Raw genomic sequence first — 19603 nt, forward strand, 5'->3', positions numbered from 1 at the left:
GCCCCCTTCGCGTACGGTTGACGGCTGCCCAGCACGTCAGAAGGGGGCCCGGTGGCCGCTCAGGCTCAGCAATCCGCGGTCGGCTCTCACGGTTCGGAACAGGACTCCGCCCAGGACTCCGTTCGGGACCGTGAGATCAGCGTCGAACAGGTACACCTCGACCGGGTGTACCGACGCCTCGAGGAGAAGATCCACGAGGCGGAATTCCTGATGGACGACGCGGCCAAGCGCGGTCAGGTAGGCACCCCCGGTGCGCTCGCCGAGCGGGACGCGCAGGTCTTCCGGGCGGGGATCCACCTCAACCGGCTCAACAACGAGTTCGAGGACTTCCTCTTCGGCCGGATCGACCTGCTCCTCGGCAAGGACGGCAAGAAGGGCCCGGACGGCGCCTACACCGCCGTCGAGCCCGCCGAGGGCGCGGTCCGCGCCGACAACACCGCCGACATCGCCGAGACCCTGCACATCGGCCGCCTCGGCGTCCTCGACCAGGACTACGCGCCGCTGGTCATCGACTGGCGCGCCCCTGCCGCGGCGCCCTTCTACAGGTCCACTCCGGTGGATCCCGGGCGTGTCGTACGACGCCGGGTCATCCGCTCCAAGGGCCGCCGCGTCCTCGGCGTCGAGGACGACCTGATGCGCCCCGAGCTGACCGCCCTCCTCGACGGCGGCACGCTCCCCGTGATCGGCGACGGCGCCCTGATGGCCGCCCTCGGCCAGGCCCGCAGCCACACCATGCGGGACATCGTCGCCTCCATCCAGGCCGAGCAGGACCTCGTCATCCGCGCCCCCGCCGCCTCCGTCACCTACGTCGAGGGCGGCCCGGGCACCGGGAAGACGGCCGTCGCCCTGCACCGCGCCGCCTACCTGCTCTACCAGGACCGCCGCCGCTACGCGGGCGGCATCCTGATCGTCTCCCCGACCCCGCTCCTGGTGGCGTACACCGAGGGCGTCCTGCCGTCCCTCGGCGAGGAGGGCCAGGTCGCCATCCGCGCCATCGGCTCCCTGGTCGACGGCGTCGAGGCGGACCTCTACGACACCCCGGCCACCGCCCGCGCCAAGGGCTCCTCGCGGATGCTCCGGGTGCTGCGCAAGGCCGCCCGCGGCGCCCTGGAGCTGAACGGCTCACCGGAGCGGCTCCGGGTCGTCGCCTTCGGCCGCCGGCTGGAGCTGGAGGCCGAGGAGCTGAACCGGGTCAGGCACAACGCGCTGGGCGGCACGGCCCCCGTCAATCTGCTGCGCCCCCGCGCCCGCAAGCTGCTGCTGGACGCCCTGTGGCACCGCTCCGGCGCGGCCGGCCGGCACACCGACCCGGAGCTCGCCGCCGAACTGCGCGCCTCCTTCGACGAGGACATCCTCACCGAGGACCCCTTCATCGAGTTCCTCGACGCCTGGTGGCCCGAGCTCACCCCGCGGACCGTCCTGACCGCGATGGCCGACGAGCGCCGGCTCGGCCGCTGGGCCCGCCGCGTCCTCAACCCCGGCGAGGTCCGCAGGGTGGCCCGCTCCCTGAGACGGGACGGCCACACCGTCCACGACATCGCCATGCTCGACGAGCTCCAGGCCATCCTCGGCGCCCCCGCCCGCCCGCGCAGGAAGCGCGAGGCGGACCCGCTGGACCAGCTCACCGGCCTGGAGGAGCTGATGCCGGTGCGCGAGGAGTCCCAGCGCGAGCGCGCCGAACGGCTCGCCCAGGAGCGCGTCGAGTACGCCCACGTCATCGTCGACGAGGCGCAGGACCTCACGCCGATGCAGTGGCGGATGGTCGGACGCCGGGGCCGGCACGCCACCTGGACGGTCGTCGGCGACCCGGCCCAGTCCTCCTGGTCCGACCCCGACGAGGCGGCCGAGGCCCGCGACGAGGCCCTCGGCAGCCGCCCGCGCCGCCGCTTCGAGCTCACCGTGAACTACCGCAACCCCGCGGAGATCGCCGAGCTCGCCGCGAAGGTCCTGGCCCTCGCCATGCCCGGCTCCACGTCCCCGTCGGCCGTCCGCTCCACCGGCGTCCAGCCCCGCTTCACCGTGGTGGGCGACTCGCTGGAGAAGACCGTGCGGGCGGAGGCCGAGCGGCTGCTGGACCTCGTCGACGGCACGGTCGGAGTGGTCGTCGCCATGGACCGGCGCGCGGAGGCCGCCCGCTGGCTCGCCGGACTCGGCGACCGGGTGGTGGCCCTGGGCAGCCTGGAGGCCAAGGGCCTGGAGTACGACGCGACGGTCGTCGTCTCGCCCGCCGAGATCGCCGACGAGTCCCCGGCCGGCCTGCGGGTGCTCTACGTCGCCCTCACCCGGGCCACCCAGCAGCTGACGGTGGTCTCGGGCGAGCGGGACGAACCGGACGCGGCCGGGGTGCCGGACCTGCTGCGGGACTGAGAGCCACCCGTTCGGCGGTTGGTTTCCTGTGAAGTCCGCGGACGGGAATGGCCGTACGGGATCTGTTTGTTAGCCTTGTCGTGACACCGGCCCGATCCAAGCCCCCGGGCCCAACCTTCGTCGCCGAGAGCGACCACTTGCCGCGAGGCGAGCATGGCGGGTCGGTGTCACAAGCGTTCGAGAGGCCCACGTCACCGTGTGACGTGGGCCTCTTCCGCGTGCGAACAATAGGCACGAAACCCGGCCCGGCTAACGCCTACCCGGCGGTAGGTGCGACGATCGGACGGCAAAACCCGCGACACGGTGAAAGCGAAGGAAGTCGGCCATGGCAACGGCGCCCAGCGTCTCCTACTCGATGACCATCCGGCTGGAGGTGCCCGCGAGCGGAACCGCCGTCTCGCAGCTCACCACCGCCGTGGAGTCCTCCGGGGGCTCGGTGACCGGCCTCGACGTCACCGCGTCCGGCCACGAGAAGCTCCGTATCGACGTCACGATCGCGGCCAGCTCGACCGCGCACGCCGACCAGATCGTGGAGCAGCTCCGCCACATCGAGGGCGTCACCCTCGGCAAGGTCTCGGACCGTACCTTCCTGATGCACCTCGGCGGCAAGATCGAGATGCAGTCCAAGCACCCCATCCGCAACCGTGACGACCTCTCCATGATCTACACCCCGGGCGTGGCCCGCGTGTGCATGGCGATCGCGGAGAACCCCGAGGACGCGCGCCGCCTGACCATCAAGCGCAACTCCGTTGCGGTCGTGACGGACGGTTCGGCGGTGCTGGGCCTCGGCAACATCGGCCCCAAGGCCGCCCTCCCCGTCATGGAGGGCAAGGCGGCCCTCTTCAAGCGGTTCGCCGGCATCGACGCCTGGCCGCTGTGCCTCGACACCCAGGACACCGACGCGATCGTCGAGATCGTCAAGGCGATCGCCCCGGGCTTCGCCGGCATCAACCTGGAGGACATCTCCGCGCCCCGCTGCTTCGAGATCGAGGCGCGGCTGCGCGAGGCCCTGGACATCCCCGTCTTCCACGACGACCAGCACGGCACCGCGATCGTCGTGCTCGCCGCGCTGACGAACGCACTTCGCGTCGCGGGCAAGGCGATCGAGAACATCCGGGTCGTCATGTCCGGCGCCGGCGCGGCCGGTACGGCCATCCTCAAGCTGCTGCTCGCGGCCGGCGTCAAGAACGCCGTCGTGGCCGACATCCACGGTGTCGTGCACTCCTCCCGCGAGGACCTGGTCGCCACCCCGGCCGACTCCCCGCTGCGCTGGATCGCCGACAACACCAACCCGGAGAACCTGACGGGCACCCTGAAGGAGGCCGTGCGCGGCGCCGACGTCTTCATCGGCGTCTCCGCCCCGAACGTCATCGACGGCGACGACGTGGCCGCCATGGCCGAGGGCGCCATCGTATTCGCACTCGCGAACCCCGACCCCGAGGTCGACCCGGCGGTCGCCCGCCAGACGGCCGCCGTGGTGGCCACCGGCCGCTCCGACTTCCCGAACCAGATCAACAACGTGCTGGTCTTCCCCGGCGTCTTCCGCGGTCTGCTGGACGCCCAGTCCCGCACGGTCAACACGGACATGATGCTCGCGGCCGCGAAGGCCCTCGCCGACGTGGTCACCGAGGACGAGCTGAACCCGAACTACATCATCCCCAGCGTCTTCAACGAGAAGGTCGCGGGCGCGGTGGCGGGCGCGGTACGCGAAGCGGCGAAGGGCGCCTGAGTAATCCCGGGCAAACGGTTGTGAAACTTGCCACGCTTCGGATCCGGCGCGTCGTGAAACCCCTCCTTCGGCCCAGTCGTAGGGTAGGCGCGGCACGTGGATTGGCGTTCCCGCCGCAGGTGGGGGCAGGATGCGTCCCGGCCCAACATGCGGCTCCGCCGCGTGGCACGCCTCAATGGCAAGAAGAACACGGGAGTAACAACATGAACCGCAGTGAGCTGGTGGCCGCGCTGGCCGACCGTGCCGAGGTGACTCGCAAGGACGCCGACGCCGTGCTGGCCGCGTTCGCCGAGGTCGTCGGCGACATCGTCTCCAAGGGCGACGAGAAGGTCACCATCCCCGGCTTCCTGACCTTCGAGCGCACCCACCGTGCCGCTCGCACCGCGCGCAACCCGCAGACCGGCGAGCCGATCAACATCCCCGCCGGCTACAGCGTGAAGGTCTCCGCGGGCTCGAAGCTGAAGGAAGCCGCCAAGGGCAAGTGACCCTGGCGTCCGTAGGCCACGGGACGGCGTACGGCTCGTAACACCACGATGGGGCGGCCCCTCTCCACAGGGGCCGCCCCATCGTCGTACGGCGGGAACCCGCCGGGCACCCGGCCCGGCGGCGCCGCCACCGGTCAGCCGAGCGCCTTGCCCGGCAGCTCCACCTTGGCGCCGAGCTCGACGAGCTTCTCCATGAAGTTCTCGTAGCCGCGGTTGATGAGGTCGATGCCGTGGACCCGGGACGTGCCCTGGGCCGCGAGGGCGGCGATGAGGTACGAGAAGCCGCCGCGCAGGTCGGGGATGACCAGGTCGGCGCCCTGGAGCTTGGTGGGGCCGGAGACGACCGCGGAGTGCAGGAAGTTGCGCTGGCCGAAGCGGCAGTCGGAGCCGCCCAGGCACTCGCGGTAGAGCTGGATGTGCGCACCCATCTGGTTCAGCGCCGAGGTGAAGCCGAGCCGGGACTCGTAGACCGTCTCGTGGATGATCGAGAGGCCGGTGGCCTGGGTCAGGGCGACCACCAGCGGCTGCTGCCAGTCGGTCTGGAAGCCCGGGTGCACGTCCGTCTCCAGCGCGATGGACTTCAGCTGGCCGCCCGGGTGCCAGAAGCGGATGCCCTCGTCGTCGATCTCGAAGGCACCGCCCACCTTCCGGTAGGTGTTCAGGAACGTCATCATCGAACGCTGCTGGGCGCCCCGGACGTAGATGTCGCCCTCGGTCGCCAGCGCCGCCGACGCCCAGGACGCCGCCTCCAGCCGGTCCGACAGCGCGCGGTGGGTGTAGCCGCCGAGCTTGTCCACGCCGGTGATGCGGATCGTGCGGTCGGTGTCGATCGCGATGATCGCGCCCATCTTCTGCAGCACGCAGATGAGGTCCTCGATCTCCGGCTCGACGGCCGCGTTCGACAACTCCGTGACGCCCTCGGCGAGTACGGCCGTCAGCAGCACCTGCTCGGTGGCGCCGACGGACGGGTAGGGCAGCGCGATCTTCGTACCGCGCAGACCCTTCGGGGCCTCCAGGTACTGGCCGTCCGCGCGCTTCTCGATGGTCGCGCCGAACTGCCGCAGCACGTCGAAGTGGAAGTCGATGGGCCGGCCGCCGATGTCGCAGCCGCCGAGGCCGGGGATGAACGCGTGCCCGAGCCGGTGCAGCAGCGGGCCGCAGAACAGGATCGGGATCCGGCTGGAACCGGCGTGGGCATCGATGTCGGCGACGTTCGCGCTCTCCACGTACGTCGGGTCGAGCACCAGCTCACCGGGCTCCTCGCCCGGGCGCACCGTCACCCCGTGCAGTTGCAGCAGGCCGCGGACGACCCGCACGTCACGGATGTCCGGAACGTTGCGCAGCCGACTGGGCGCACTGCCCAGCAGGGCGGCGACCATGGCCTTCGGTACGAGGTTCTTCGCACCGCGGACCCGGATCTCGCCCTCCAGCGGGGTGCCGCCGTGGACAAGCAGGACATCGTCGTTGACGGTCATGGATCTCGCGTTCCGTGGAGTTGGGCAGGGCCGGAGAGACAGAGTAATCGCCCACCGGCCCCCTGCCGTAAGCCCAAGGACCACCCAGCCGCGTCATAGCTGTGTCACAACACGAACTGTTCGCTGTCGGGTACATGGGGTCACTGCCCGTCACCGTGCGCCGGGGACGCTCCCTTCCGCCCTGAGCTGCATTCACCCGCGGGCCCTGATTGGCTCCCCACGGGAGCGGAAGATGCGGGATCATGTCTGGCATGACCGAGGTGTCCTCGCTCACAGGGCGGCTGCTCGTGGCAACGCCCGCCCTGGCGGACCCGAACTTCGACCGTGCGGTCGTGCTCCTTCTCGACCACGACGAGGAGGGCTCCCTCGGTGTCGTCCTCAACCGGCCCACCCCGGTGGACGTCGGCGACATCCTGGAGGGCTGGGCCTCGCTCGCCGGCGAGCCCGGGGTCGTCTTCCAGGGCGGCCCGGTCTCCCTCGACTCGGCGCTCGGCGTGGCGGTCATCCCCGGCGGCGCGAACGGCGACCGGGCCCCGCTCGGCTGGCGCCGGGTGCACGGCGCGATCGGCCTGGTCGACCTGGAGGCCCCGCCGGAACTGCTCGCCTCGGCCCTCGGCTCGCTGCGGATCTTCGCCGGTTACGCCGGCTGGGGCCCCGGCCAGCTGGAGGACGAACTGGTCGACGGCGCCTGGTACGTCGTCGAGTCCGAGCCCGGCGACGTCTCCTCCCCGTCCCCCGAAAGACTCTGGCGCGAGGTCCTGCGCCGCCAGCGCAGCGAACTCGCGATGGTCGCCACGTACCCGGACGATCCGTCGCTCAACTGATGGATCACCCGTTCGGGTGCCGGTGCGGATGTTCGGGAGCGACGTCGTTCCCGGCCGCACGGCGTCCGTGGTGTGAAGCTCGTGACGCAGGTCAGACTCCTGCCGACGCCGGAACAGGCGGCCGCGCCGGAGACGACCCTGCGTCGCTGCAACGAGGCGGCGCCCTGGGTCAGCGCGGCCGCCTTCGAGGCGGACGTGAAAGAGAACGTTCCGCTGCGGAAGCTGGTCCACGGCGAAGTGAGGGCACGGTGGGGTCTTGGCTCGCGGGCGGCGCAGCACGTGATCAAGAAGACGTGCGACGCCTGCACCACGCTGAAGGCGGGTGTGAGGGCCGGGTGCCTGGGCGGGCCGGGCTCCAGACGGCGCCGGAAGGCTGTGGAGAAGCCGATCGTCTTCCGGGCGGACGGCGCACAACCGTACGACGACCGGATGCTCTCCTGGCAGTTCGACGGCTCCCGCAACATCCGCGCCAGAGCGTGGGAGTTGTGGCGAAGCGGGGCGAGGTCAACCGCCCCTGTCCCGTCGCCGCTGCAGCGGGGTGGGCCTGGACGCAAACACGGTGCCGCGGCCGGCGGCGCCCGTTGTGCAAGCCTGGGAGCCATAGTTCCCGGCGGTTGATTACCCTTGGCGGCATGAGCACTCTTGAGCCCGAGCGCGGGACTGGTACGGGGACCCTCGTAGAACCGACGCCACAGGTGTCCCACGGCGACGGCGACCACGAGCGCTTCGCCCACTACGTCCAGAAGGACAAGATCATGGCGAGCGCCCTCGACGGTACGCCCGTCGTGGCGCTGTGCGGCAAGGTGTGGGTGCCGGGCCGCGACCCGAAGAAGTACCCCGTGTGTCCCATGTGCAAGGAGATCTACGAGTCCATGGGCGCCGGCGGTGACGGCGAGGGCAAGGGCAAGGACAAGTAGCACCGGCCGGGTGCTGCTGGGCTCCGGGCGCGCTTCGGCGTGCTCCGGGGCCTTTGTCGTGTCCGGGTCCTTCGTCGTGTCCGGGCGCCGCGCGGAGCCCGGCGGCATCCGGACATGGAGTGGTCGGGACCTGTTGCCGAAGTGTTCACCCAGTCCCTAACCTCGATGGCGTTGTGCAGGGCGAAATCGTCGTTGCGTATGCTGCAACAAGATGGTGGAGGCTGCGAGGTGTCCACCGCGATCCGGCGGGTGTTCGGGCGGCGGGAATTCGGCCGTCACTTCGCCGGACGGATGTTCCCCGAGGGGGTGTCGTGATCGTTCAGGAGCCCGTCGCCTTTCTCGCCCGGACCGCGGTGACGCGATTCCGGTTCCGCTTCCGGACCGCCCCGCCGATCGTGTTTCCGGCGGCCCGGACAGGGCTTCCCGAAACGCGTGCCGCAGGCGCCGCGGGAGGCCGCGGACAACGCCGGAGCGAGTGGCACGCGCTTTCCCCGGCGGGCCCTTTTCCGGTGCCGCCGGTGTTCTCCGTACTCGTACAGCGACGCCTTGTCCCGGGGCCGGGCGAAGCGGTTAGGAGCTGACGTGACTTCAGGGACGGATCTGATTCCGGCGCCGCGCGCCGTCGACGGGCCGACGGGAAGCGGCGTCCTTTTCGACGAGACCACCACCGTGTGGGCGGAGCCCGGAACGGAAGGCACGGAACGCTGGCTGCGTTCCGCGCTCGGCGCGGCTCTCGGACTGCCGCTGCGGCCCGGCTCCGAGAACGACCGCGACGGCGTACGGCTGCGGCTGGACAGCTCGCTGGCGCCCGAGGCGTACCGGCTCCGCGCGCTCGCCGGCCAGGGCGTCGAGATCCGCGGCGGCGGCCCCGCCGGGGTCTTCTGGGGTGCCCAGACCCTGCGTCAGCTGCTCGGACCGGACGCCTTCCGGCGCGCGCCCCTGCGCCCCGGCACCCGGTACGCGGTCCCGCGGCGGGTCGTCGAGGACGCTCCCCGGTTCGGCTGGCGCGGCCTGATGCTCGACGTGGCCCGGCACTTCATGCCGAAGGAAGGCGTGCTGCGCTATCTCGATCTGATGGCCGCGCACAAACTCAACGTCCTCCACTTCCATCTGACGGACGACCAGGGCTGGCGCGTCCCGATCGAGCGCCACCCGCTCCTCACCGAGGTCGGCTCCTGGCGGGCCCGCACCAAATTCGGCCACCGGGCCTCGCCGTTGTGGGAGGAGAAGCCGCACGGTGGCCACTACACCCGGGACGACATCCGGGAGATCGTCGCCTACGCGGCCGAGCGGCATATCACGGTCGTCCCGGAAATCGACGTACCGGGACACTCGCAGGCCGCCATCGCCGCGTATCCGGAACTCGGCAACACCGACGTCATCGACACCGCCTCCCTGACCGTCTGGGACTCCTGGGGGATCTCTCCGAACGTACTCGCCCCCACTGACAACACCCTGCGCTTCTACGAGGGGGTGTTCGAGGAAGTGCTGGAACTGTTCCCGTCGGTGTTCATTCATGTCGGCGGCGACGAATGCCCGAAGGACCAGTGGCGGGCCTCGCCGGCCGCGCGGGCGCGGATGACGGAACTCGGACTCGCCGACGAGGACGCGCTGCAGTCGTGGTTCATCGGCCACTTCGCCAAGTGGCTCTCCGCGCGCGGGCGCAGGCTGATCGGCTGGGACGAGATCCTGGAGGGCGGGATCGCCGAGGGCGCCGCCGTGTCGTCGTGGCGCGGTTACGGTGGCGGGATCGCGGCCGCGCGGGCCGGGCACGACGTGGTCATGTGCCCCGAGCAGTACGTGTACCTGGACCACCGTCAGGCGGACGGCACCGACGAACCCGTACCGATCGGCTATGTACGCACCCTGGAGGACGTGTACCGGTTCGAGCCCGTTCCGCCGGGGCTGGACGCGTCCCGGGCGCGGCGGGTGCTGGGCACCCAGGCCAACCTCTGGACCGAGGTGATGGAGGACCACGCGCGCGTGGACTACCAGGCCTTTCCCCGGCTCGCCGCCTTCGCGGAGGTCGCCTGGAGCGCCCTGCCGGCCCCGGCGGAACGGGACTTCGCCGGGTTCGAGCGCCGGATGGCCGCCCACTACCGCCGGCTCGACGCCCTGGGCGTCGGTTATCGGCCGCCGTCGGGACCGCTGCCCTGGCAGCGGCGGCCCGGTGTGCCCGGCCGTCCGATCGACGGCCCGCCCCCGAACCGGTAGCCGTCGCGCGCCCCCGAACCGGTGGCCGTCACGAGGCCTCGAACGCGTAAGGGAAAAAGACCTCAAGGGTCACCGAAGAGTGTCAATCGGCATGCACCGGGGATGCGGTACGAAAACGGTCCATGTCGCCGGTGAGGTGGGCGAATGCCTCCTAGCGGACCCGTGCGTTCGAGGCTTGCGAAGATGTGCCAGAGTTGCCACGTCCGCCCTGTGAGCACGTACCGTACGGCCACACAGGTGGGACCAGGTGGGGCAGCGGGAAGGGGCAGCCGGTTTTGACCACGCACGCACCGCAGGCGGCGCAGGCCGTCACGCTGCCCACGACGCTGAACGAGGCCGTGGCGGCCCTCACCGCCATGCCCGCCGCGGTCCCCGTCGCGGGCGGCACCGACCTGATGGCCTCCGTCAACTCCGGGCAGCTCAGGCCCGCGGCGCTGGTCGGCCTCGGCCGGATCAGCGAGATCCGCGGCTGGCAGTACCAGGACGGCAACGCGCTGCTCGGCGCCGGACTCACGCACGCGCGGATGGGCCGCCCCGACTTCGCGGCCCTCATCCCGGCGCTCGCCGCCGCCGCGCGGGCCGCCGGCCCGCCGCACATCCGCAACGCGGGCACCCTGGGCGGCAACATCGCCACGGCCGCGCCCACCGGCGACGCGCTGCCGGTGCTGGCCGCCCTGGAGGCGACGCTGATCATCGCGGGGCCGGGCGGGTCCCGCCGGGAGATCCCGGTGTCGCACCTGCTGGCCGGTGTGGAGATGCTCCGCGCGGGCGAGCTGATCGGCTTCGTGCGGGTGCCGCTGCTGCACGCCCCGCAGGTCTTCCTGAAGGCGACGGGCCGTACCGGACCGGGCCGTTCGGTGGCCTCCGTGGCGCTCGTCCTGGACCCGGCGCGGCGCGGGGTCCGGTGCGCGGTCGGGGCCATAGCGCCGATGCCGCTCAGGCCGCTGGACGCCGAGCAGTGGGTGGCCCGGCTGATCGACTGGGACAACGACCGCGCGCTCGTCCCGGAGGCGCTGCACGCCTTCGGCGAGTACGTCGCGGCCGCCTGCATCCCCGACCCGGTCCCGGAGCCCGACGGTTCCGTGACACCGCTTCCGCCCGCCGTACTGCACCTGCGGCGCACCGTCGCCGCGCTGGCCCGACGAGCACTGGGGAGGGCGCTGTCGTGACCGACGACCAGCACGCGGAGGGCGCGCCCTCGGGCGGCGGCCGCTGGGACCCGCTGCCGCAGGGCGACTACGACGACGGCGCGACCGCGTTCGTGAAGCTCCCCGAGGGCGGCATCGAGGCACTGCTGGCCGGTGACAGTCCGCTGGCCGCGCCCGGACACGGCTACGTGCCGCCGCAGATCGCGGTGGCCCCCGGCACCGAGACCTGGGGCGCGCCGGCCGACGGCGCCCAGTGGCCCGACCCGAACGCGGTCCCCCAGGGGCAGCCGGTCGACGACCGGTTCACGTACAACCCCGCCGCGACGCAGCAGTGGGGGTACGAGGAGCAGCCGCCGGTCGGGCCCGGTCACGATGTCACCGGGCAGTGGTCGATCCCGGTCGCGAGTGGTGACCTTCCGGACGAATCCGGTGAGTTCACCACGTCCGCGCTGATGGAGCAGTGGGGCGGCACACCGCCGTCGACCCTGCCGGGCGGAGCCGCCGCGCCCTGGGCGACCGAGACGCAGGGCTGGGAGCACCCCGGGGAAGCCCCTGGGCAGCCCGCTGAGGCCCCTGCGGGGCACGGTGGCACTCCGGTCGCCGATGCGCCCTCCGGGGCCCCTGGTGCGCCGCCTGCGGCCGGGCGGGTCCCGGCGGACGAAGTGCGCGATCCGGCCGAGACCACCCTGCTCCGCACGATCGGCGAGCCGCTCCGGACCGCCCAACCGGCCCGTCCGGGCGGCGAGTCGGCCGAAGCCGCCGCGCCCGGCGGCCCCGACGGACCCCACGCGGCGCGGCCGCACCCCGCCCCCGAACCGCACCCCGCCCCCGAACCGCAGGCCGCCGACGCCGAGTCCGGCCCCCCGGACGCCCACGAGCCCGGCGACGGGACCGGCGCGGACGGCGTGGAGGCCACGGACCCGGAAGCCGAGCCCGAGCCCGAGCCCGAGGCGGTCGACGACCACCCCCTCGCCTCCTACGTCCTGCGCGTCAACGGCGCCGACCGCCCGGTCACCGACGCCTGGATCGGCGAGTCGCTGCTCTACGTCCTGCGCGAGCGCCTGGGCCTCGCCGGCGCCAAGGACGGCTGCTCGCAGGGCGAATGCGGCGCCTGCAACGTCCAGGTCGACGGCCGCCTGGTCGCCTCCTGCCTGGTCCCCGCGGTCACCGCCGCCGGCAGCGAGGTCCGCACCGTCGAGGGCCTCGCCCAGGACGGCAGCCCCTCCGACGTCCAGCGGGCGCTGGCCAGATGCGGAGCCGTCCAGTGCGGCTTCTGCGTCCCCGGCATGGCGATGACCGTCCACGACCTGCTGGAGGGCAACCCGGCCCCGACCGACCTGGAGGCCCGCCAGGCACTGTGCGGCAACCTCTGCCGCTGCTCCGGCTACCGGGGCGTGCTGGACGCCGTCCAGGAGGTCGTCGCCGAACGCGAGGCGCACGCCGCCGCGGACTCCGAGACGGACGGCGACGAGGCCCGTATCCCCCATCAGGCGGGACCCGGCGCCGGCGGTGTCAACGCGTCGGCGTTCGACTCCCCGGGCACCTTCGGGGCGGGCATCCGGATCCCGCACGAGCAGCAGTACGACCAGGTCCCGCAGGAGCAGCAGTACGACGACCGGTCGTACGGCGGCAACCAGTCGTTCGGGGGCGACCGGACCTTCGGCGGCGACCAGACGTTCGGCGACCAGAACCACGGCTACGACGACCAGTCCTACGGCCCGGACGGAGGCCAGGCGTGACCAACGAGACCGTCGCCACGACCGCCGCCGAGGAGACCGCCGCCCCCGAGCCGCCGCACGGCCTCGGCGTGTCGCTGCCGGCCGCCGACGCGCGCGCGAAGACCGAGGGCACCTTCCCGTACGCGGCCGACCTGTGGGCCGAGGGCCTGCTGTGGGCGGCCGTGCTGCGCTCCCCGCACCCGCACGCGCGCATCGTGTCGATCGACACCAGCCACGCGCGCGAGATGCCCGGAGTGCGGGCCGTCGTCACCCACGAGGACGTGCCCGGCACCCCGCGCCACGGCCGGGGCACCCCGGACCGCCCGGTGTTCGCCTCCGAGGTCGTACGGCACCACGGCGAGCCCATCGCCGCCGTCGCCGCCGACCACCCGGACACCGCGCGGATGGCCGCCGCCGCCGTCATCGTCGAGTACGAGGTGCTCGACCCGGTCATCGACCCCGAGCAGGCGTTCGAGGCCGAACCGCTGCACCCCGACGGCAACCTGATCCGGCACATCCCGCTCCAGCACGGCGACCCGGAGGCGGTCGGCGAGGTCGTCGTCGAGGGCCAGTACCGCATCGGCCGCGCCGACCCCGCCCCCATCGGCGCCGAGGCCGGCCTCGCCGTGCCCCGCCCCGACGGCGGCGTCGAGCTCTACCTGGCCTCCACCGACCCGCACACCGACCGCAACACGGCCGCCGCCTGCTACGGCCTGTCGCTCGAACAAGTGAAGATCGTCGTCACCGGCGTGCCGGGCGCCACCGCCGACCGCGAGGACCAGGGCTTCCAGCTGCCGCTCGGCCTGCTCGCCCTGAAGACCGGCTGCCCGGTCAAACTCACCGCCACCCGCGAGGAGTCCTTCCTCGGCCACGCCCACCGCCACCCGACGCTCCTGCGCTACCGGCACCACGCCGACGCCGAGGGCAGGCTCGTCAAGGTCGAGGCGCAGGTCCTGCTGGACGCGGGCGCCTACGCCGACACCTCCGCGGAGTCCCTGGCCGCCGCCGTCTCCTTCGCCTGCGGCCCGTACGTCGTCCCGAACGCCTTCATCGAGGGCTGGGCCGTACGCACCAACAACCCGCCCTCCGGCCACGTCCGCGGCGAGGGCGCCATGCAGGTCTGCGCCGCCTACGAGGCGCAGATGGACAAACTGGCCAAGAAGCTCGGCCTCGACCCGGCCGAGATCCGCCTGCGCAACGCCCTCGCCACCGGCGACGTCCTGCCCATCGGCCAGACCGTGACCTGCCCGGCACCGGTGGCCGAACTCCTCCAGGCGGTAAGGGACTTCCCGCTCCCGCAGCTGCCCAAGGACACGCCCGAGGACGAGTGGCTGCTGCCCGGCGGACCCGAGGGCGCGGGCGAACCGGGCGCGGTGCGCCGGGGCGTCGGCTACGGCCTCGGCATGGTGCACATGCTCGGCGCGGAGGGCGCCGACGAGGTCTCGACCGCCACGGTCAAGGTCCACGACGGCATCGCGACCGTGCTCTGCGCGGCCGTGGAGACCGGCCAGGGCTTCACCACGCTGGCCCGCCAGATCGTCCAGGAGACCCTCGGCATCGACGAGGTGCACGTGGCGCCCGTCGACACCGACCAGCCCCCGGCCGGCCCCGGCTGCCGCGGCCGCCACACCTGGGTCTCCGGCGGCGCCGTCGAACGCGCGGCGAAGATGGTGCGCACACAACTGCTTCAGCCCCTCGCCCACAAGTTCGGCATGTCCACCGAGCTGCTCCAGATCACCGACGGCAAGATCACGTCGTACGACGGCGTCCTGTCGACCACCGTCACCGAGGCGATGGACGGCAAGGAGCTGTGGGCCACCGCCCAGTGCCGCCCGCATCCGACCGAGGCGCTGGACGCCGACGGCCAGGGCGACGCCTTCGTCGGCCTCGCCTTCTGCGCCATCCGCGCGGTCGTCGACGTCGACATCGAGCTGGGCTCGGTGCGGGTGGTGGAGCTGGCCGTCGCCCAGGACGTCGGCCGGATCCTCAACCCGGCGCAGCTCAACGCCCGTATCGAGGCAGGCGTCACCCAGGGCGTGGGCATCGCGCTGACGGAGAACCTGCGCACCCCGCGCGGTCTCATCCGCCACCCCGACCTCACCGGGTACGCCCTGCCCACCGCCCTGGACGCGCCGGACATCCGGATCGTCAAGCTCGTCGAGGAACGCGACGTGGTCGCGCCCTTCGGCGCCAAGCCGGTCAGCGCGGTGCCGGTGGTGACGTCCCCCGCGGCGATCGCCTCCGCCGTCCGCGCGGCGACCGGCCGCCCGGTCAACCGCCTCCCGATCCGGCCCCAGGCGGCGGTGGTCACCAGCCAGTGACGCTGCGCGGGGTCGTCGTGGTGACGGGCGTGATGGCCGCCGGGAAGTCGACGGTCGCGCAGGCGCTCGCCGAGCGGCTGCCGCGCGCCGCGCACGTCCGCGGGGACGCCTTCCGGCGCATGATCGTCTCGGGCCGGGAGGAGTACACCCCCGGCCCCTCGGCCGAGGCCACGGCCCAACTCCGCCTGCGGCACCGGCTGTCGGCGGCGACGGCGGACGGCTACGCGGAGGCGGGCTTCACGGCGGTAGTCCAGGACGTCCTGCTGGGCCCGGAGCTGCGCGCCTACGTCGACCTGATCCGTACCCGCCCGCTGCACGTCGTGGTCCTGGCGCCGGACCCGGAGACGGTGGCCCGGCGGGAGGCGGGCCGGCCGAAGACGGGTTACGGGGCCTGGACGGTGGCCGGTCTGGACGCGGAACTGAGGCGGCACACCGAGACGTTGGGTCTGTGGCTGGACACATCGGCGCTCACCGTGGAACAGACGGTGGAAGCGATTCTCTCCGGGACGGAACGGACGAGGGTCGCCTGACGTCTCTTCAGCGGGGCGTTGTCAGTGGCGCGGCGTAGTGTTCCGGTCAGTGGGGGACACGGCTTCACCGGACTTTCCGCACGACTTTCCACCCGGCTTGTCATACGACGTGAACTTGCAGAACTCTTCGATCGCGGGGGCAGCGATGAGCACCACCGGCACCACCGGCAGCGGTACGGCGGCTATCACGCTGACCGAGGCCGACCTGGACAGGTACATCACGCACGAACCCACCCGCGTCTGGCTGGCCGGGGCCGCGCTGCCCGACACCGGCGGCCTGCTCACCTTCGAGCCGCTGCGCACGGCCGGCCTGCGCACCCTCGCCGACGTCACGGACGGCCCGTCGCGGCTCGCGGAGGAGCTGAGGGACCGGCTGGTGATCGGGCAGCTGCTGGCCCCGGCGGGGCTGGACCCGGAGTCGATCCTCCTCGACGGCGGCACCGGCGAGATCTCCACCGCCCGTCTGCTGCACCCCGCCGACCCGCGCCCGCTCGCGCCCTCGCTGGAGACGCTGCTGCGGTTCGCCGCGGTCACCGAGGAACTGACGGGCCTGCGCGGCCGGTTCGCGGCCCTCGCCGGGACCTACGGCACCAAGACGGCCACCGAGGCCTCCCGCAGGCTCCTGGACCTCTTCGAGCAGGACACGGCCGGCCGCGTCCCGCCGTACTGGAAGGCGACCGCCCTGATCCGCCCCCTCAGCCTGATCGCGGGCCCCGGCACCGCCTCCGGGCTCACCCTCGACCTGCCGGCCCGGCTGCTGGACCAGGAGTTCGGGCAGGGCCGGGTGGCCCGCTTCGAGGAGGTCGACTTCCCGCCGACGCTCACCCACGAGCCGACCCGCCGCTTCCTGCGCGAGACCGGCCTGCCGGAGGACGCGGTGGTCTTCCACCTCGACCCGGACGCCCCGCTCCCCACCCTCACCGAGTTCTTCACCGACATCCACCCGGGCGGCTTCCCCCTGGACGCCCTCCCGGCCCACGCCGGCCACCTCATACGCCTCGGTCACCTGGTCGAGGACAACAGCCTGGTGGTGGACGGCACCACGGGCGCGGTCCTCAACTTCTCCGAGCCCGAGGCCACGCTCTACCCCCTCAACACCGACATCTCCACGCTCGCCTACACGCTCTGGCTCCTGCACCACGAGCGCACCATCGACGAGCACCTGCACCACGAGCTCACCACCGACGCCTACGACCAGCTCGCCGCGACCATGCTCCACACCCTCGCCGCGATCGACCCCACCCCCACCACCACGGACGCCGACTGGCACTACTGGACGGAGCTGTTCCAGGACGAGGCGGGCGGGGTGCTCTGAGCGGCCCCGCTCACCGCGGCCGCCCGGCCCCACCGTCCCCCTCCCGGCCCGGCTCCGGGCCCGAGGCCGGCTCCGGGCCCGAGTCCGGCTCTGCCTCCCGCTTCCGCTCCGGCTCCCGCTCCGGGCCGCCGCGCGGAATCCGCCTCAGGTCGGTGATCAGCGAGTCCAGCCAGGACACGGACGCGTAGTACAGCAGCGGCGCGCCCGGCGGCTCGGCCGCGGTTCCGTCGGGGGCGGGGGCGATCAGGGGCACCCGTTCCTGCGCCGGGGTGTCCGCGCCGGGATCCAGCGCGGCCGAGACCAGCAGCATCCGCGCCGACACCCGCTCCCCGAGCGTGCCGACCGAGTCCGACGCGGCGGGGCCCAGTGCGGCGGGCGGCGGGTCCAGCAGCCGCGCGGAACCCCACAGGGTGTGGTGGCCGGCCATCAGCGCGGCCTGCCAGTCCACCCCGCGCAGCGCCACCTCCCGGGCCGGGCCGCCGAAGGGCGTCGGCTCGCTCTGGAACTGCGCGTAGGCGGACTCGGCGAGGATCACCGCCCGTTGCAGCGACCGGTGCCCGGACACCCCCGACGGGACGGCGACCGCGCCGCCGCCCGCCACCGAGGCGCTGGTCGCCACCACGATCTCGGCCGCCCTGCGCAGGAGTTCCGCCGCCGCGTGACGCAGCTCGTCATGGGCCCCGCGCGGCCAGGCCAGCAGCCCGAAGACGGCACCGATGGCGCTGCCGACCAGCACGTCCAGCATCCTGACCTCCGCCAGGTGCCAGGTCGGCGGTGCCAGCTGGGCGAAGACCAGGGCCACCAGCACGGTGAACATGCCCTGCGCCCAGCCGACGCCCTTGACCGGCCCGACCGTGAAGGAGAACAGCATCCACACCGGCAGGACCACCGCGTAGACCGTGGTGTCGGTGCCGGCCAGCGTCAGCACGGCGGCGGTGACCACGGCCCCGGCCAGGGTGCCGGCGAGCGCCCGCCGGATGGTGCTCCAGGTCTCGTCCATGGTGGTGCGGGTGAGGGTGAGCGTCGCCAGTGTGGCCCAGAAACCGTGGGGCAGCGTGTCGATGCCGGCCACCAGCCGGGCCGCGGTCAGGGCCAGGGCGATGCGCACCGCGTTCTGGAAGCACACCGACCGGCGCCCGGCGTGCCCCCGCACCCGGTGCCACCACAGGAGCGGCGCCCAGGTCCGCGCGTACCAGAAGCGCCCCCGCGACACGTCCACGACCGCGTGCCGCCCCCGCACCGCCAGCTCGGCCGCCGTGGCCATGGTCGACGCGGCATCCGCGACCTCCAGCACAGCGGCGTGCCTGCGCAGCACGGCGGCCGGGATGCCCGCAGCGAGCCCGCCCGCCCGGCCACCCTCCGCCCGGCCGTCCTCTGTTCGGCCACCCTCCGCCCGGTCGTCTCCCGCCCAGCCGTCTCCCGCCCAGCCGTCTCCCGCCCAGCCGTCCCCCGCCCAGCCGTCCCCCGCCCAGCCGTCCCCCGCCCAGCCGTCCCCCGCCCGGCCGTCTCCCGCCCAGCCGTCCCCCGCCCGGCCGTCTCCCGCCCGGCCGTCCTCCACGCCGCCGTTCCCCGTGCGGCCGTTCCCGGGGGCCGTCGGGTGTCCGGAGAGGGCGGCTAGGTGTGCGCGGGCGGCGACCAGCTCCTCGGCGGCCGCCGAGGCCGGCGGGCCCGCCCTGAGCCGTCCCGCGGTGGCCGCGGCCACCGCGGCCACCGCCCGCAGCACGGCCGCGGCCTCCGGCCGCGGGGCCTCGTCCGATGCTCCCGACAGGTGTCCGAGACGGCTGAGCAGGGTGCGGGCGGCGAGGCCGGTGTGGGCGAGGGCGCGGTCGCGCACCCCGGGTCCGGCCGGCCGCTCCGCCTCCGGCACGTTCAGCGTCCGCAGCGCCCGGCTGTCGTCCATGCCCGCCCGGACGTCCGCCTCGCGCAGCACGTACGGCGGCTCCAGCAGCAGCTCCGCGCACCGCCCGGCGGTCCGCGCGGCGCAGGCGGCCCGCTCCCGGTACGGCGGCGGACCTGGCTCGGGAAAGACCAGCGCCTCGACGACGACGAGGAGCACCAGTCCGGCGGTCGTCCCCACCAGCCGCTCGCCCAGCGTGCCGGGGGCGTACGGCGGGAACGACGGAAGGATGTACAGCAGTTGCAGCCCCGGCGCGGCCCCGGCCAGCCGCGGCCCTCCGATCGCGGAGAAGGTCAGCGCGAAGCCGACGACGAGCATGCCCGCCACGGCGCTCCACGTCCGCACCGACAGGTAGGTGCCGACGATCACCAGCACCCAGCACACCGGGAGCAGCCGCACCACCAGCGCGGCCCGCTGCCGCCCGGTCCCCGGGATCCGGGCGAGCCCGCCCAGGGCGACGGCCGCGAACAGCGCGTAGGTGGCGGCGACGGGCCGGTCGGCCCCGTACCGGAAGAGACAGAACCCGCCGGCGGCGGCCAGCGTCACCCGCACCGCCCGGCGGCCGGGGCCGGCGTACTCGCCAGGAAGACCCCACACCCCTACAGAATCGCCCACCCGCCCGCCCCCGGCACGTCGCCACCGGGCACGGGCTCGCACGTCTCT

14 protein-coding genes are annotated in these 19603 nt (G+C 73.3%); 12 read left to right on the plus strand and 2 right to left on the minus strand.

What is annotated here, in order from left to right; genetic code table 11:
• The first annotated feature begins 51 nt into the window (after positions 1–51).
• The 3 genes from ACZ619_RS14170 to ACZ619_RS14180 all read left to right on the plus strand — a co-directional run bounded on the left by ACZ619_RS14170 (position 52) and on the right by ACZ619_RS14180 (position 4581).
• Positions 52–2367 carry a HelD family protein gene (locus ACZ619_RS14170; RefSeq protein ID WP_469598366.1) on the plus strand — a complete coding sequence of 772 codons (2316 nt, stop codon included), beginning with the start codon at positions 52–54 and terminating at the stop codon, positions 2365–2367.
• A 325-nt stretch (positions 2368–2692) separates the two neighbouring features.
• Positions 2693–4096, plus strand: a complete 1404-nt coding sequence (locus ACZ619_RS14175; RefSeq protein WP_469598368.1) for an NAD-dependent malic enzyme — start codon at positions 2693–2695, stop codon at positions 4094–4096.
• A 203-nt stretch (positions 4097–4299) separates the two neighbouring features.
• Complete coding sequence (locus ACZ619_RS14180; RefSeq protein WP_067001509.1) at positions 4300–4581, plus strand: HU family DNA-binding protein; 282 nt, start codon at positions 4300–4302, stop codon at positions 4579–4581.
• 134 nt (positions 4582–4715) lie between these two features.
• Here ACZ619_RS14180 and murA read toward each other — a convergent pair whose 3' ends face one another.
• The gene (gene murA / locus ACZ619_RS14185; RefSeq protein WP_469598370.1) at positions 4716–6056 is read right to left on the minus strand and encodes a UDP-N-acetylglucosamine 1-carboxyvinyltransferase; all 1341 of its coding nucleotides are present in this window, start codon (positions 6054–6056) and stop codon (positions 4716–4718) included.
• A gap of 251 nt (positions 6057–6307) precedes the next feature.
• On the opposite strand from murA, the gene ACZ619_RS14190 reads away from it, so the two are divergent.
• The 9 genes from ACZ619_RS14190 (at position 6308) to ACZ619_RS14230 (ending at position 17043) form a co-directional block, all read left to right on the plus strand.
• Complete coding sequence (locus ACZ619_RS14190; RefSeq protein WP_469598372.1) at positions 6308–6880, plus strand: YqgE/AlgH family protein; 573 nt, start codon at positions 6308–6310, stop codon at positions 6878–6880.
• 72 nt (positions 6881–6952) lie between these two features.
• The gene (locus tag ACZ619_RS14195; protein WP_469598374.1) at positions 6953–7498 is read left to right on the plus strand and encodes a hypothetical protein; all 546 of its coding nucleotides are present in this window, start codon (positions 6953–6955) and stop codon (positions 7496–7498) included.
• A 14-nt stretch (positions 7499–7512) separates the two neighbouring features.
• Entirely contained in the window at positions 7513–7797 is a 285-nt protein-coding gene (locus ACZ619_RS14200; RefSeq protein WP_469598376.1) for a DUF3039 domain-containing protein, read from the plus strand.
• Positions 7798–8379: 582 nt separating this feature from the next.
• Positions 8380–10011 carry a beta-N-acetylhexosaminidase gene (locus ACZ619_RS14205; protein ID WP_469598378.1) on the plus strand — a complete coding sequence of 544 codons (1632 nt, stop codon included), beginning with the start codon at positions 8380–8382 and terminating at the stop codon, positions 10009–10011.
• A gap of 275 nt (positions 10012–10286) precedes the next feature.
• Positions 10287–11180 carry an FAD binding domain-containing protein gene (locus ACZ619_RS14210; protein WP_469598380.1) on the plus strand — a complete coding sequence of 298 codons (894 nt, stop codon included), beginning with the start codon at positions 10287–10289 and terminating at the stop codon, positions 11178–11180.
• Positions 11177–12898, plus strand: coding sequence for a (2Fe-2S)-binding protein (locus ACZ619_RS14215; protein WP_469598382.1), 1722 nt, complete (start codon positions 11177–11179; stop codon positions 12896–12898). Before ACZ619_RS14210 ends, ACZ619_RS14215 begins: the two co-directional genes overlap by 4 nt.
• Positions 12895–15198: a xanthine dehydrogenase family protein molybdopterin-binding subunit gene (locus ACZ619_RS14220; RefSeq protein WP_469598384.1), complete on the plus strand. Its 2304-nt coding sequence runs from the start codon at positions 12895–12897 to the stop codon at positions 15196–15198. The genes ACZ619_RS14215 and ACZ619_RS14220 overlap by 4 nt, the downstream gene beginning before the upstream one ends.
• A 2-nt stretch (positions 15199–15200) precedes the next feature.
• Complete coding sequence (locus ACZ619_RS14225; protein ID WP_469598744.1) at positions 15201–15728, plus strand: AAA family ATPase; 528 nt, start codon at positions 15201–15203, stop codon at positions 15726–15728.
• A 145-nt stretch (positions 15729–15873) separates the two neighbouring features.
• Entirely contained in the window at positions 15874–17043 is a 1170-nt protein-coding gene (locus ACZ619_RS14230) for an SUKH-4 family immunity protein (RefSeq protein WP_469598385.1), read from the plus strand.
• Positions 17044–17053: 10 nt separating this feature from the next.
• Here the strand turns inward: ACZ619_RS14230 and ACZ619_RS14235 are convergent, their stop codons facing one another.
• Complete coding sequence (locus tag ACZ619_RS14235; RefSeq protein ID WP_469598387.1) at positions 17054–19537, minus strand: FUSC family protein; 2484 nt, start codon at positions 19535–19537, stop codon at positions 17054–17056.
• Positions 19538–19603: the final 66 nt, after the last annotated feature.

It is taken from the genome of Streptomyces sp. NPDC104367 (assembly GCF_055583825.1).